Source organism: Jiangella asiatica, from assembly GCF_004349065.1.
Taxonomy (GTDB): Bacteria; Actinomycetota; Actinomycetes; order Jiangellales; family Jiangellaceae; genus Jiangella; species Jiangella asiatica.
The window spans coordinates 10,603-25,738 of record NZ_SMKZ01000028.1 but is presented as its reverse complement, the minus strand read 5'-3'; the positions used below and the strand labels follow the sequence as shown (position 1 = coordinate 25,738).

The 15,136-nt window shown below is 70.5% G+C and carries 10 protein-coding genes; 7 read left to right on the top strand and 3 right to left on the bottom strand.

Annotated elements, in window-relative coordinates; translation table 11 throughout:
* Window positions 1-86: 86 nt before the first annotated feature.
* A complete protein-coding gene (locus tag E1269_RS18860) occupies window positions 87-1,061 on the bottom strand; it encodes a (Fe-S)-binding protein (protein ID WP_131897334.1) in 975 nt (324 codons plus the stop codon).
* A 128-nt stretch (window positions 1,062-1,189) separates the two neighbouring features.
* Complete coding sequence (locus tag E1269_RS18855; RefSeq protein ID WP_131897332.1) at window positions 1,190-3,487, bottom strand: beta-galactosidase; 2,298 nt, start codon at window positions 3,485-3,487, stop codon at window positions 1,190-1,192.
* A 267-nt stretch (window positions 3,488-3,754) separates the two neighbouring features.
* On the opposite strand from E1269_RS18855, the gene E1269_RS18850 reads away from it, so the two are divergent.
* Window positions 3,755-7,519: a glycosyl hydrolase gene (locus E1269_RS18850; protein WP_162606500.1), complete on the top strand. Its 3,765-nt coding sequence runs from the start codon at window positions 3,755-3,757 to the stop codon at window positions 7,517-7,519.
* A gap of 66 nt (window positions 7,520-7,585) precedes the next feature.
* Here the strand turns inward: E1269_RS18850 and E1269_RS18845 are convergent, their stop codons facing one another.
* A complete protein-coding gene (locus E1269_RS18845) occupies window positions 7,586-8,641 on the bottom strand; it encodes a sialidase family protein (RefSeq protein WP_131897328.1) in 1,056 nt (351 codons plus the stop codon).
* Window positions 8,642-8,841: 200 nt separating this feature from the next.
* On the opposite strand from E1269_RS18845, the gene E1269_RS18840 reads away from it, so the two are divergent.
* From E1269_RS18840 to E1269_RS18815, 6 genes are read left to right on the top strand one after another with little or no spacing between them, the layout of a single operon-like run.
* Window positions 8,842-9,501: a FadR/GntR family transcriptional regulator gene (locus tag E1269_RS18840; RefSeq protein WP_131897326.1), complete on the top strand. Its 660-nt coding sequence runs from the start codon at window positions 8,842-8,844 to the stop codon at window positions 9,499-9,501.
* A gap of 46 nt (window positions 9,502-9,547) precedes the next feature.
* On the top strand, window positions 9,548-10,813 hold the full coding sequence (locus tag E1269_RS18835) for an ABC transporter substrate-binding protein (RefSeq protein ID WP_131897324.1): 1,266 nt from the start codon (window positions 9,548-9,550) through the stop codon (window positions 10,811-10,813).
* Entirely contained in the window at window positions 10,810-11,703 is an 894-nt protein-coding gene (locus E1269_RS18830; protein WP_131897322.1) for a carbohydrate ABC transporter permease, read from the top strand. Before E1269_RS18835 ends, E1269_RS18830 begins: the two co-directional genes overlap by 4 nt.
* Window positions 11,696-12,574 carry a carbohydrate ABC transporter permease gene (locus tag E1269_RS18825; protein ID WP_162606499.1) on the top strand — a complete coding sequence of 293 codons (879 nt, stop codon included), beginning with the start codon at window positions 11,696-11,698 and terminating at the stop codon, window positions 12,572-12,574. Before E1269_RS18830 ends, E1269_RS18825 begins: the two co-directional genes overlap by 8 nt.
* Window positions 12,571-13,500, top strand: coding sequence for a dihydrodipicolinate synthase family protein (locus tag E1269_RS18820; protein WP_162606498.1), 930 nt, complete (start codon window positions 12,571-12,573; stop codon window positions 13,498-13,500). Before E1269_RS18825 ends, E1269_RS18820 begins: the two co-directional genes overlap by 4 nt.
* Complete coding sequence (locus tag E1269_RS18815) at window positions 13,497-15,134, top strand: FAD-dependent oxidoreductase (RefSeq protein ID WP_131897316.1); 1,638 nt, start codon at window positions 13,497-13,499, stop codon at window positions 15,132-15,134. Before E1269_RS18820 ends, E1269_RS18815 begins: the two co-directional genes overlap by 4 nt.
* The last annotated feature ends 2 nt before the right edge of the window (window positions 15,135-15,136 follow it).

Sequence of the window (15,136 nt, the reverse complement as noted above, 5' to 3'; positions counted from 1 at the left end):
CGCGCCGCTTGGCGCCCGTCCGCTGCGGACGATGAAGGAAGGCGAGCACCCACTCCTTTCCGTTTCAACATATAGCGCACCCGACTTCAACGCTTACCTGGCGTCGCTGACCGGGCTGACCAGACCCGACTGACCCCACCTCGGAGGAGGTGACACACCATGACCATGAGCGACGAAGCGGCGGCCTTCGCGGCCGCCGGAATCCGGTGGCAGGAGTCCTGCAAGGTCACCCGGATCGGGCGCGGGTGGCCGTGGGAACCGTGGGTCATGAGCTTCGTACCAGGCGACCAGCCCGACCGGGCCAGGTATTCGCTGATCTCGACGACGCGGTCGCGGCCCAGCGCGTCGGCCAGGTGCGCCGCGCAGCCGCCGGAGGTGGTGACGATGGTGCCGGGCAGGTCGCGTCCCAGCCGCTCGGCCATCGCGCGACCGCCGGTGGAGTCGCCGTTGTGGGCGTGCAGGGCACCGCAGCAGCCCTGCGCGGCCGGCGCGTCGGCGCCGTCGACAAGTGCCACCGCGGCCCGGCTGACCTTGGGGAACAGCACCCGCTCGGCACAGCCGAGCATGACGTGCGGGGTGTCGGGGTCGACCGAGCGGGCGCGGGTTCGGGCGAAGCGTCGCACCAGCCCGGCCAGCCGCAGCGGCAGCCGCCGGGCCACCGCCCAGCGCAGCCACCGCGCCGGCGCCGGGCCGTGCCCGGCCCGCCACTGGTGGTCGCGCCACTGCTCGAGCATCGGCCCGTACTCGACGCCGGCCGGGCACACCGTCTCGCAGGCGCGGCAGCCCAGGCAGAACGACGCCTCGTGCTGCAGCGTCGGGTCGTCGGGCTCCAGCCGGCCGGCCTCCAGCGCCCGCATCAGCGTGATCCGCCCGCGCGGCGAGGACTGCTCGTCCTTCTCCAGCGCATAGGTGGGACAGACCGGCAGGCAAAAGCCGCACGAGATGCAACGGTCGAGCAGCCCGGCGTCGAAGATGCCGCGGCCGTGGACCCCGTGGTCGCCCTCGTCCACCGCGCCCGACCGGCGCGGCACGATCGGCAGCTCTCGCGACGGCCCACTCATCGATGCACGTGATGTGGACGCAACCGGTTGGCACGCATTAATGGCCGCCCTTCGCTACCGCGGACACCTCATGACCTGAACTGTGCGAGCTACGTCGACGTGATCGTCGAAGCAGCTCATTCAACCGGTTACGGCACGAGACGCAGGACGTAGGTCTCGTGTTCTCGGCACTGGATCGTGACGCTGTCGGTGTGCCGTGCGATCGGCGTGTCATCAAGCCCGAAGGCGTCGGTGATGACCGCGGCCACCCTGGGCAGGTGGATGGTGCGCGGGCCGTCGGAGGTCGCGTGCAGGGCGACGAATCGGTGGCTGGCGTAGACGACGTCGTCGTTGTCGACGTAGACATGCGCCCCGGCCTGCTTCGCCGCGTTGCGAAGGAGCTGAGGTGGCATCCGCGGCGCCACCGAGTACGTCGAATGACCACCGCGTCGGTGCTCGACCCGCACGACGCCGGGTATCGACGTTCCCTCGACGGTGGCAAGCACCTCGCCGTTGCCACCGGTCGGATGGATCAGCGGGGCGCCGACGGCGCTCGTCGTGCCGAACGTCGTACCCGGTGCGATGCCGGCAAGGGCGGCGGACGTGCTCTGGACGGTGGTCACCCGCAGCCGCGCCGCCTGCTCCGTCGCCGTCATCTCGACGCCCGTGAGGTCGGTGACGCCGCCGGCGCCGGGGTCCCCGTAGCCGAACCAGCCCGCGCCGTGACCCCACACGAAGCTCTTGCCCCGATCGCGCAGCCGCTGTACCGCTCGGCGTAGGTCGCGGTCGACCTTGACCGTGTTGAGGAACACGTAGAGCGAGTAGTCGTGCGTGCGCTCGTCGAGCAGGTCCTGGAAGTGGAAGATGTTGTACGGCGTGCCCATCGAGCCGAGCTCGAGCCGCTGGCCGTAGAGGAACTGCTGGTTGTGGTTCCGGCTGTAGCCGAAGTGGGCCATGCTGGCCTCGTCGGCGAACACGGCGACCTCGGCGGTCGAGCGGCGGTCGGCGGTTAGCGACTCCGCGACCAGGTCGCGTGCCTTCGCCATGAAGGCCATCATCTCGGGGTCGTCGTACCAGCCGCCCCACATGTCGAACCACCACAGCCCGGCGCCGTTGGTGATGGCGCGGGCGAGATTGTTCCGCAACAACGACATCGTGATCCGCGGGTCGTCGGGCCCCTGCCAGAGCGCGGTGTCGTAGGGGCCGGGGACGGAGCCGGTGGGATTGATCTCGGGCGCGGCGACCGACAGGCCCACCGTCAGGTGCGTCCGGGTGTCGGCCTCGCTCATCCAGAGCTTGCCGTGCAGCTTGACCGAGTCGGTGAGGCTGAAGTACGACCAGTCGTAGCCCGGCTGACGGCGGAGGTAGCTGCTCGGGCTGGCGAGGAACTCGACGTACGGCGACGTGAGGATGTGGTGCAGCGCGTGCTGCCCGACGTCCACGTGGGTGGTCTCGAAGATGTACCCGTAGAACGCGCCGGCCAGTGCGGAATCGCCGACCTCCTTCTTGACCGTGCGGCAGAAGTGGACCACGGCGTCGGCGGCCGCGTACGAGTGGAACCGGTAGTAGTCGATCACCTGCTGCTCGGAGTCCGGGTCGCGGAAGAGCCGGGCCGGGTCACCGGTGCGTGCGGCCGCGTCCGGGACGGTGGCGGTGCGCAGCGACACGGCCGGATCGTGCCAGCCGGCTCGCAGCGCCGCGTCGGACCGGTACGTCCGGCGCAGCCAGGAACGGAACGCCCGCTGGTGCGGTTCGCTGTAGTCGGGCAGCCGGTCACGGTTGCCGTGGTACATCCATTCCTCGGTCTGGCCCGCACCGAGGTGGTAGGCGATGAGGTTGTTCGCGTACGGCGAGGCGGCGATGTGCCTGATGAGTGCCAGCAGTGCCTGCCCGGCCTCGTCCCTCCAGACGGCAGAGCTGAACGACTGCCGCAGGGTGCCGCCGTTGGCGGACACGCTCAGCTCACCCGGGTGCAGCGACTCCCACCATTGCGGGACGTCGAGGTTGACCCTCAGGATGACGAGCGCGTTCGGCTGGGCTGCGACCACGCGGGCGAGGTCCTCGTCTACGGCGGAGAAGTCGTAGTTGCCCGGCCCCACCCAGAGGCCGGGCCGGAACGGCTTGATCCCGCTGGTGGAGTTGATCCCGCGGTCGCCGAAGTAGCAGGCCACGCTGTACACGCCGTACCCGGCGCCGGCGAAGTCCTCGTACTGCCCACGGTGCGGGAGATACGTCATGTACGCGATGGCCGGAAGCGCCTGGTCGCCGATCATGATGGCCGGTGCGCCGCGGTGATCGCGGACCGCGATCCGCCGGCCGGCGCCGGCCGCGGGCGCGCCGGGCGGCCCGGCGACCGCGGCGCCGGTGCCGCCGAGGAAGCCGGCAACGGCGGCCGAGGCCGCGAGCGACTTCATGAAGGCTCGTCTGGTCAGGTCCTCGGCATCCATCGCGGCCGTCCTCTTTCGCGTTTCGGACAGGATTCAAGACATCAGAGTTCTAGACCAATGACATCGGAAGTCTTGAAGATTCATCAGATGTCGGAGATGGTAGGAGCTCGCACCACCACGGTCAATACCTGCCAGGACGCCGGTGCACGAACGAGGCGGTGAGTGGCACGGCGGCGAATGGCATAGACCATTCGTCCGGTGCGCCCCGCCGCCGAGCAGGCGTCCGATGCCGCACTCATGTCCCAGCGATGTGATCGGAGTGAACCCATGACCCACGCCCACCCCCACCCGAGACGGCGACTGCGCGCCGTCGCCTGCCTGCTGGCGCTGAGCACCGTCGTCGCCGCGAGTCAGGTGCTGGGCGAGCACACCGGGGCCGCCGCACCCACGCCCGAGCCCGATCAACGGCAGGCCGCCGCACCGCCGCTCACCCGGGACACCTTCGCCGATCCGCCGAACGAGGTCCGGCCGAAGTACCGTTGGTGGCAGCCACTGGCGTTCACCGACGACCGCCAGCTGACCGCCGAGCTGGAGCAGCTGAGGCAGGTCGGCGCGGGCGGGGCCGAAGTCAGCCTTCAGCGCTCGAACGGCCCGGGCCACTACGAGGCCGAACACCTGAGCACGTACGGCTGGGGAACGCCGCTGTGGGCGGACAAGGTCGAGACCATGCTCTCGGCGGCGAACGCGAACGGCCTGAGCCTCGACCTCAGCATCGGCCCGCGGTGGCCGGCCACCGTGCCGACGGTCTCCGACGTGAACGATCCGCGAGCGGCGCAGAAGCTGGTCTTCTCGCACGAGTTCCACCCCGGCGGCACGACCCGCTCCGGGCCGCTGCCTACCAACTACGACACCGCACCGCCGCGGGGCGCGCGGATGACGCTCGTCGCGGCGCTGGTGGCGAAGTGCGAGGATCCCGGCTGCGCGAGTCAGCCGTCGCGGCGGTTGCTCGACCGGTCGTCCGTCGTCGATGTCACGGCGCGGGTGGACGCCGGCGGCGAGCTGAGCCTCGACCTCCCGGGCGACGCGGACAGCACCTACGCGCTGATCGCCTTCTACCAGACCCCGAACGGACACACGTTGTCCGGCTACACCGCCACGGTCGACAACTACTCGCTCGACACGTTGAGCGAGGCCGGCGCCAGGGCGAGCACCGACTTCTACGACGACGCCATCCTGACCCCGGCCGTCCGGTCGTTGCTCGACGAGATGGGCACCGCCGAGCTCTTCGAGGACTCGCTGGAGCTGGGCGGGCAGAAGTGGAGGACCGGCTTCGTCGACGAGTGGACCACGCGCCGGGGCTATTCGCCGATCGACGTCCTGCCGGCGCTGGCCGGCGCCGGCGCGCAGGGCGGCCTGCCCGGACGATTCCCGGGGGAGCCGTTCTTCGACTTCGCCGGCGGCATGGGCGACCGGGTGCGTCACGACTACCGGCAGACCCTGAGCGACCTCTACATCGACAACCGGCTCGACGTGCTGCGCGACTGGGCGCACGAGCGCGACCTGAAGACCCGGGTGCAGCCCTACGGCGAAGCCATCGACAGCTCCGAGGCGGCCGGCCACGTCGACGTCCCGGAGGGGGAGTCGCTGGCCTTCGGCCGCAACGACAGCGCCCACAGCAACGTGCAGAACTACAAGGTCGTCGCCTCCGGCGCGCACCTGTCCGGTGCGCCCGTCGTCTCCGACGAGTGCTGCGCGTTCCGGGGACACGTCTGGGGGGCCACCGTGGGGGAGGCGACCGACCGGTCCAACCTGCAGGCGGTCTACCGGGGCTACGCCGGCGGCGTCAACCAGATCGTCTGGCACGGCTTCCCCTATCTCAGCCGCGGTCTGGCCGGCCATGGCGAGCAGACGCTGTGGCCGGGCATGAGCTACGGCGGCAATGACTCCTACTCCGCGGCGTTCGGCGCCAAGGGCGACCCCAGCTGGGCCGACTACCGGCAGGTGAACGACCACCTGGCCCGTATGCAGCTGGTGCTGCGCCAGGGCAAGCCGGCGTTCGACCTGGCCGTCTACCGCCATGACCTCGGCCTCGGCCTGACCGGCCTGACGGCGGACACGCTGATCCCCAGCTCGTCCGCGCTCGCGGCCGCCGGCTACACCTACGAGTACGTCAGCCCGGCACAGCTGCGCGACGACGACGCCAGAGTCCGCGACGGCGTGCTGTTCCCCGACGCCTCGGCCTACCATGCCCTGCTGCTCAACGACCAGACGACGATGCCGCTGGACACCGCGCACAGCATCCTGCGCTTCGTCCGCCGGGGACTCCCTGTGGTGATCCTGGGTGACCTGCCCACCACGACTCCCGGCTACCGGCCCGACCAGGACGTCCGGCTGCGCGCCGTCATCGCCGAGCTGGTCCGCCAGCCCGGCGTCACGCGCGTCGACGACGAGAGCGAGGTGCCCGGGGCGCTGGAGCGCGCGGGCGTAGCGGCGGCCGCCGCACACGCGACGCCGTCCGACGCGATCCTCGACGTCCGCCGCCGCGCCGACGGCGTCGACTATTACTACCTGTTCAACCAGCACTCGACCGCGACGTCGCAGACCGTGACGCTGGCCGGGCAGGGCACGCCGTACCGCCTCGACACGTGGACCGGCGAGATCACCCCGATCGCGGACTACCGCGAGGGCCCGGGCACCGTCACGGTCCCCGTGCGGCTGGCCGGCCACGACGCCGAGGTCGTCGCCGTCACGCCGCGCCAGGACGCCACCTTCGGCGGCGCCGCACCGCGTAACCAGGGGCCCGAAGCGTCCGCGGCGTACTCCGGTCCCGCGCCGGAGCCGTTGCGGCTCACCGACTGGTCGCTCAGCGTCGACAGTTGGACACCGGGCCCGAGCGGCCTGCCCGGCGACACGGCGCACATGGCGATCGGGCCGGTGGAGGTCGCGGCCACCGCTGACGGCGCGCTGCCGGCGTGGTCCGAGCTCGGCCCGGATTTGGCCGACGTCTCGGGCATCGGCACCTACAGCGCCGAGTTCCGGCTCGACGCCGGCTGGGACGGCGTCACCGGCGCCCGCCTCGATCTCGGCACCGTCGTCGACACGGTCCGCGTGAGCGTCAACGGCCGGGAGCTGCCGCCGGTCGACCAGATGGACCTGAGGCACATCGACATCGGCGACCGGCTGCGCCCCGGCGTCAACACCATCACGGTGCGGGTCGCGTCGACCCTGCTCAACGCCGTCAGGATCGCACCCGGCGTCGACACCGGGGATCGGGACCGGATGCGCTACGGCCTGCTCGGCCCCGTCACGATCGAGCCGTACGCCGCCACGGCGCCGGTGCTCACCCTCGAGGCGCAGCAGCGTTCGCTGCCGGTCGCCGACGGCGGCTACAACGAGGCCGAGCTGCTGGTGACCAACGCCTCCGACCGTCCGGTCAGCGCCACGTTGACCGCGACCGGCGCGGACGGCATCGCGGCGACGGCTGCGGCGGCCACCTCCATTCCGGCCGGCGGCTCCGTGACGGTTCCCGTCGCGGTGCGCAACACCGGTCTCGCCTCGGGCACGAGCACGCTCGCAGTGACCGCGCGCGCCGGCAACGGCCTGGAGGCGACGGAGAACCTGACCCTCACCCATTCGGCGAACCTCGCGCTCAACGCCCAGCTCACGCGATTCCCGAGGATCCTGCCCGAGACCACCACCGCCCAGGACCGCTTCCCCGAGCACCTGGCCGTGGACGGATCGACGGCGTCGTACTACGCGTCGTGGGGGAAGACGGCCGGACTGGGGCCGACCGAGGCGAACCCGTCCACATTCGGGCTGGACTTCGGCGCGCCGGTCACGTTCAGCTCGGTGACCGTCGCCGGGCGAGCCGACGGGGCGACCCACCTCGGCCCGCGCGACTACACCATCGACGTGTCGGACGACGGCGTGTCCTGGCGGACCGTCGCCGTCCCCGACCATCCCGCGGCCGGTGGCACCACGTCGTTCGCACCGGTCACCGCGCGGTATCTGCGGCTGCGGATCACAGACACCTGGGACCCGATCCGCCCGGCGCGCAACGTGCAAATCAGCGAGCTCACCGTCGCCCGGTGAGCTGACGTCGAGGGGTGGCTCCACGCTGCGTGGGGCCACCCCTCGGGTGCAGCGGGCGGGCTCGGGTCAGCTCGTCAGCCAGTCGAGGTCGAGACGGACGACATGCAGCGGTGCGGCATTGGCGACGACACGGTGGTTGCTCATGTAGCCGACGACGATGGCGCCGTCGGCGGTCACGGCGATGTCGGAGTAGCGGGCGCTCGGCGCGCTCGCCGTGATGATCTTCTCGTCGGTCCACGTGCGGCCCTCGTCGACGCTGCGGCGAATGTAGAGCTGGTTGGACCGGGTGACCGACATCAGCAGGGTGCGGTGGTCGTAACGGAGGAAGCCGAGGTTTGTGTCCGCGCCGAAGTCATGGGTCACGGTCCCGCGATAGGCGTACCTGTGCCCGAGCCGCACCCGACCCATGCGGCCGATCTTGTCGCGCGTCCGCCACGGGACGAGGGCGGTCAGGCCCTGCCTGGCGGGCTGGGCCTTCGTCTCGACGGTCTCGGCGAATTCGGGTGTCGCGGTCCAGCTCTCGCCGCGGTCGTCGCTGTAGAGCAGGCACATCCGGCCCGGGAGGACGATCCGGCCGGTCGGCAGAGTGAAGCCCTTGCCGCCGTTGGTGGGCAGGCCGTTGGCGTGATCGCTGGTGACGGACGGGTACGACACCTCCGACCAGGTCAGGCCGCCGTCGTCGCTGATGCGGCGGTGCACGACGAGGTCGGCCGGTTCCCAGTTCTGCGGACCGACCGTGTAGAGGGCCGTGAGACGCCCGCCGATCATCGTCACGACACTCGCGTACCCGCAGTCCCCGCTCGCCCCGCCGGCCTCGTGGAGGGACCCGCCCGGCGACCAGGTGCGGCCGCCGTCGAGGCTCCGGAACGTGACGATGTCGGCGGCGCCCTTGTCGACGTTCACGCCCGTCGCGACCGGGTACCGGCTCTGCGTCACCATCGTCAGTGTGTCGGGCCCGGTCGCGATGATCGTGGGCAGTTGGTGGTGGCCCGCGGAGATCTGGCCGATGTCCTCGAACATCCCGCCTGCCTGGGCTCGGGCACGCACGGGACGCATGGCATCGGGGAGGAGTGCGGCGCCGATGCCGGCCGCCGCTCCGGTGAGGAAGGTCCGTCGCTTCATGAGGAATCCCTTCTGAGCCCCGCCGTACGCCGGCGACGTTCACCGCGTCTCGGGGCCGATTCGTCGTTGGATCGAGCGCTCATAGGGCGCAGACATCATATGAACGCAAGAGTCATCTGATCAATACAGCTGAAGGGGTTGATTCATCAGAGCACTTGCCCTAGTCTTCAGTGGTCCCGTCACAAGACCGAAGGCGCGTCATGTCCGCACTGCCCAAGTACCGCGAAACCCAGCTCAAGCTGCGTGCCTACATCGCCGAGCACGGACTGCGCGCCGGCGATCAGCTGCCTCCCGAGGCCGAACTGGCCGAGGTATTCGGCGTCGGCCGGCTGTCGCTGCGTGAGGCGATCAAGGGCCTCGAAACCGTCGGTGTCGTGCGCACACGCCACGGTGGCGGAACCTACGTCGAACCCTTTTCGTTCGCGCCGATCCTCGAGAACCTGCCGTACGCCTTCCAGGTCGAGGGGCGCGACCTGCTGAATCTTCTCGAGCTCCGCGCCGCCCTCGAGGAGGGGCTCATCGCCCGCGCGTCAGAGTGGATCCGCCGTCGCGACGTCGAAGAGCTGCGGGGCATCGCGACGGCCATGGGCGCCGAGGGCTGCACGCCCGACGAGCACGCGGCCCTGGACCGGCGGTTCCACCGCCGCCTGTACGAACCCCTGGACAACCCACTCGTCAGCCAGGTGATCGATCTGTTCTGGGAGATGTTCAACCGGCTGCATCGCGCGACGGTCGCTCAACCGTCCACGCCGGCGGAGCTCGCCCGGATGCACCTGGACATCGTCGATGCGGTCGCCGCGCAGAGCGGCGAGGTCGAGGCGATGTGCCGCCACTTCGAGAACATCCGCACGCGGCTCTAGAACCGCCGCGCCCACTCGATTCTGATTCTCAGCTCAAGGAGGAGCGATGAACCGCGCCTGGAAACGTAAGGCCGTCGTGTGCGGCGTCACCGCGGTCGCCGTCGTCCTGACCGCGTGCGGTTCCGACGACGCCGGGTCGACCGGTGACGAGGAGAGCGCCGACGAACTGGAGATCTGGGTCTTCTCCAGCTCCGCGCCCCCGGTCATCGAGGACGGCTTCACCGCCGCGTTCCCGCAGTACGACGTCGAGATCGTGGAGGTCCCGATCGCCGACGTGACCCAGCGCCTCGTCGTCGCCCTGCAGGGCGGCGACGACCTTCCCGACGTCGTCCAGGTCCCGCTGCGCGAATCAGGCGGGCTGTTCGCCACCGGCCAGTTCCTGGACCTGTCCGAGGAGCTTGGGCCGATGGAGGACGACTTCGCCGACGGCATCCTGGTCGGCGGCAACGGCGAGATCAACTCGTTCACCATGGGACCGGGCAACATGGGCCTCTGGGTGAACCAGGAAGCCCTCGCCGAGCACGGCCTCGCCATCCCCGACAACCCGACGTGGGACGACGTGGTCGCCGTCGCGCGCGAGCTCCAGACGGCGTCCGGCGGGAAGCAATACCTGTTCGTGCAGCCGCCGGGCACCAACGGCGCCAACATGTTCAACGCGTTCTTCAACTCGCGCGGCGGCACCTGGTGGGACGAGGACGGCGAACTGGCCGTCGACGAGGACCTCGCGACGCAGACGCTGGAGTTCATGGTCGGCCTCGACCAGGAGGGCCTCGTCTACCACGGGGTCTGGACCGACGCGACCTACTGGGACGCCATCCGCAACCAGGAGATCGTCGGCTGGACCATGAACTTCGGCGTCGGCAGCACCAGCCTGCAGGAGAACGTGCCCGAGCAGTCCGGCCAGTGGCAGCTGGTGACCTGGCCGACCTGGGCCGAGAGCGACGAGCAGCGCACCGGCGTCTTCGGCGGCAGCCTCTACGCCGGCCTCGACGGCGCCGACAACCCCCAGGGAGCGCGCGACTTCATCATGTGGTGGCTCACACCCGAGGGCCTTCAGGCGCAGGCCGACACCCTGGGCCTCGTCTCCTACCGGCGGGCCGCGGAGGAGATCGACCTCGACATCGAGGACCCGTACTTCGGCGGCCAGAACGTCCGCCACGACCTCGCGTCCGTGCCCTACCCGGCATTCCACTTCTTCCACTGGCCCGAGACCGAGGCGGCGATCACCGCGGCCGTCGACCAGGCCTACGCCGGCGACCTCACGCCCGCAGAGGCCGTGGAGCAGATCGTCGCGGAGCTCAGCGCGCTGTGAGCGCAACCGCCCGTCGCTCGGCCCGCAAGTACCCGGCCTCGGCGCCGTACCTGTTCATCGCGCCGTTCTTCGTGCTGTTCGTCCCGTTCGGCGCCGGGTCGGTGCTGCTGGCGCTCGGCATCTCGTTCCTGGACTGGCCTCTTGGGCAGCCACCGGAGTTCGCCGGATTCGACAAGTTCGCGACCGTCCTGGACGACCCACTGTTCGGGAAGGCCATGGGCAACACGCTCTACATGCTCGTCGGGTTCCTCCTGGCCCTGCTCCCGTTGTGCCTGTTCGTCGCCGTGCTGCTCAAGCAGCTGCGGCGGCGCACGGCGAACCTCGTGCAGGTGGTGATCTTCGCCCCGATCACCATGTCGTTGATCGCCGTCGCGCTCGTCTTCGACCTGCTCTACAACGAACGGGTCGGGTTCGTGAACAACGTACTAGACCTGGTCGGCGTCGGCCCGGTCCCGTTCCTCACCGACGCCGACCTCGCGCCCTGGTCGATCATCGCGCTGCGCATCTGGCGCGTGCTGGGCTACTACGCGGTCATTCTCTACGCCGGTCTGCAGTCGATCCCGGACGAGTACTACGAGGCGGCCCAGCTCGACGGCGCCGGCGCCTGGCAGCGCTTCCGGCACGTGACGTTCCCGCTGCTGAAGCCGGTCACCCTGTTCGTCCTCGTCGCCTCGAGCATCGCGGCGTGGGAGCTGTTCGCGGAGGTCCAGGTGCTCACCGACGGCGGACCGGCCAGGTCGACGCTCACCGCCGTCATGTACATCTTCGGCGCCTCGTTCGAGCAGTTCGACCTCGGCAAGGGCGCTGCCGCCTCCGTGCTCCTGGCGGCCGCGATCATCGTCAGCACTGCCGTCGCGAGCCGCCTGCTGAGGAGTGATGACCGTGCGTAAACGGGTAGCCGGCCGCGAGGTCACGCGCAGCGGGAGAAAACACAAACCGATCGCGCAACGGCTGGGGCGAGGCGCCGTCGTCGGGCTCATCGTGGTGGTGGCTGCCTTCCCGCTGTACTGGCTGCTCATCTCCTCACTCAAGCCGAGCACGCGGCTCGGCGAGGTCGCGTTGATCCCGTCGAGCGTGACGTTCGAGAACTACATCGCCGCCTTCGACACCCAGATCCCGCGCTGGCTGCTCAACACGTTCGGCATCGCCTTGCTGACGACACTGCTTGGTGTGAGCGTGGCCGCGCTCGCCGGGTTCGGCTTTGCCCGCTACCGGTTCCGCGGGCGGTCGGTGCTGTTCGGCATGGTCCTGGCCAGCCTGGCGATTCCCGAGTACGCCCTGGTGCTGCCACAGTTCACCATCATGCGGCAGTTCGGCCTGCTCAACACCTGGGCCGCGGTCATCCTGCCACTCGCCGCCAACGCGCTGGTGCTCTTCCTGTTGCGGCAGTACTTCTCCCAGCTTCCCGAGGAGCTGTTCGACGCGGCCAGGCTGGACGGCAGCGGCGAGTTCCGGTTGTTCTGGACCGTCGCGGTTCCCCTGGTCCGCCCGGGGCTCGGCGCGGCCGGCCTGCTGCTGTTCCTGAACGCGTGGAACGCCTACCTGCTGCCGCTGGTCATGCTCACGAACTCCGACCAGTTCACGATGCCGATCGGGCTGGCCTTCCTGCACTCGCAGCTGAACTTCGGGATCGTCGAAACCTCTCCATGGGGAGCGATCACCGCAGGCACGGTCATCTCGATCGTGCCGCTCATCCTCTGCCTGCTCGTCATGCAGCGGCAGTTCATCGGAAGCCTCACCGCCGGCGCGGTGAAGGCATGACCGGCAACGCTCAGAAGGGCATCATGAACGCGCACCTGTCGGGGATGATCCCCCCGGTCGTCTCGCCGCTCACCGACGCGCACCGGGCCGACGTCGCCGCCGTGGAACGCCTCGCGGCCCATGTCATCGGCGGCGGCGCCGGCGGTGTCTTCGTGCTCGGGTCCTGCGGCGAGGGCCCGACGCTCGAGCCGGACGTCGCCAGGGCGATCACCCGGGCCTACGTCGACGCGGTGGCCGGGGCCGTCCCGGTGCTGGCAGGTGTCGGCGAGACGAGCACCGAGCGAGCCGTCCGCGCGGCGGCGGAGTACGAGCAGCTCGGGGTGGACGCGCTCGTCGTGATGGCGCCCATGTACTTCGACGCCGAGACCGACGGCGCCGTGATCCGCCACGCCACGGCGATCGCCGCGGCCACGAGCCTGCCGCTCGTCGTCTACAACATCCCGCACCTGACGCACCACCCGATCACACCCCGGGCGCTGCGTGAGCTCGCCGCGATCGATGCGGTCGTGGCGCTGAAGGAGTCGTCGGGGAACTGGGACATCTACTCCGCGCTGGCGCAGACTGCCCGCGCCGCCGGGCTGCGGGTGTTCCAGGGCGCCGAGGCGCTCATCGGGCGCAGCCTCCTCGCCGGGGCGGACGGCGCGGTGCCCGGCATCGCCAACGTCGTCCCCGACCTGGCCACCGCACTCGTGCGGGCCGGCCTGAGCGGTGACGGCGCCCAGGTCAGCACCCTGCAGGCCCGGCTGGACGAGGTGTGCACGCTCTACCGGTCCGGGTTCTGGCTGACCTCGCTCAAGTCGGCGCTGGCCGAGCTCGGGATCACCGGTGGCACCGCGGGGGCAGCACTTCCCCCGCTCGATGCCGGCGGGTCGGACGAGGTCCGCCGCGTCCTGACGACGCTCGGCCTGCTCGGGGCGCCGGCATGACGCTGGCCGAGGCCGACGTGCTGGTCGTGGGTGGTGGTGTGGGTGGCGTCGCCGCCGCGCTCGCCGCCGCTGACGCCGGGGCCACGGTCATCCTCACCGAGGCGACTCGCTGGATCGGCGGCCAGTTCACCTCGCAGGCGGTGCCGCCGGACGAGCACCCGTGGATCGAACAGTTCGGCGCGACCGCGAGCTACCGGCGCTTCCGCGACGAGGTCCGCCGGCACTACCGCACCTGGTACCCGTTGTCCGAGTCCGCCCGGTCGGCGTTGCACCTGAACCCGGGGAACGGCGCGGTGAGCGCGTTGTGCCACGAGCCCAGAGTCGCGCTCGCCGTCCTGCACGCGATGCTCGCGCCGCACCAGCGGTCGGGTCGGCTGGCCGTCCGCACCGGGCTCATGCCACAGCAGGTCCGCCGCGACAGGAGCCGGATCAGCGCCGTCGGGTTCCAGTCCGCCGACGGGTCGGAGGAGTGGTTCACCGGGAGCTACGTCCTCGACGCGACCGAAACGGGTGAGCTGCTCGCGCTGGCCGGGGTCGCGTACGTCACCGGCACCGAGTCCGCCGCTGAAACCGGCGAGCCCGATGCCCCCGATGTGGGAGACCCGCAGATGATGCAGGGGTTCACCGTCTGCTTCGCCATGGATCACGTCGCCGGTGAGAACCACGTGATCGACCGGCCCGCCCAGTACGATCGGTGGACGGCGGCGGACGCCCGCGTACGTCCCGCGCCCCAGATCGGCTGGCCGGCGCCGTCGGCTGACCCGGCCGAACGCGCGCGCCGCGTACTCCGGCCCAACCCCGACCCGGCCACGGACCCGGCGGTCATCGTCTCGGCCAGTCATCAGGGCCGGTTCGGCGACAACGGCGACTACAGCCCGATCGAGGACATCTGGCGCTTCCGCAGACTCGTGGCGCGCGGGAACTTCGACCCGGCGCCGCCCAGCGACATCACCCTGATCAACTGCTCCGCGAACGACTACATCGCCGGCTCGATCGTCGACGTGGAGCCCGAGGCCGCGGCCGAACACTTGGAGGGAGCGCGGCAGCTCAGCCTCAGCTTCCTCTACTGGCTGCAGACCGAGGCGCCGCGCGCCGACGGCGGCACCGGGTTTCCGGGGCTGCGCCTGCGCGGTGACGTGACCGGCACCTCGGACGGCCTGGCCATGGCGCCCTACATCCGCGAGGGCCGGCGACTCCGCGCGCTCGAGACCATCACGCAGAACGACATCGCGGCGTCGGTGCGAGGGACGGCCGGCGCGCGGGAGTACGAGGACAGCGTCGGCGTCGGAAGCTACAAGATCGACCTGCATCCGTCGACGCATGGCGGCGAGCGCAAGTATGACGCCGCCTGGCCGTTCCAGATCCCGCTGGGCGCGCTGCTGTCGCCGGACGCGGACAACCTCGTCGCCGCTGCCAAGAACATCGGGACGACGCACATCACGAACGGCTGTTACCGCGTCCACCCGGTGGAATGGAACGTCGGCGAGGCGGCCGGCGCACTCGCGGCCTTCTGCGTCGCGACGGGTGCGGACCCCGTCGGGGTTCGAGAATCGCCGGCACGTCTCACGGAGTTCCAGAACACGCTCATCGCACGCGGAGTCGAACTTGCCTGGCCTCGCGTGGCCGCATACTGAGG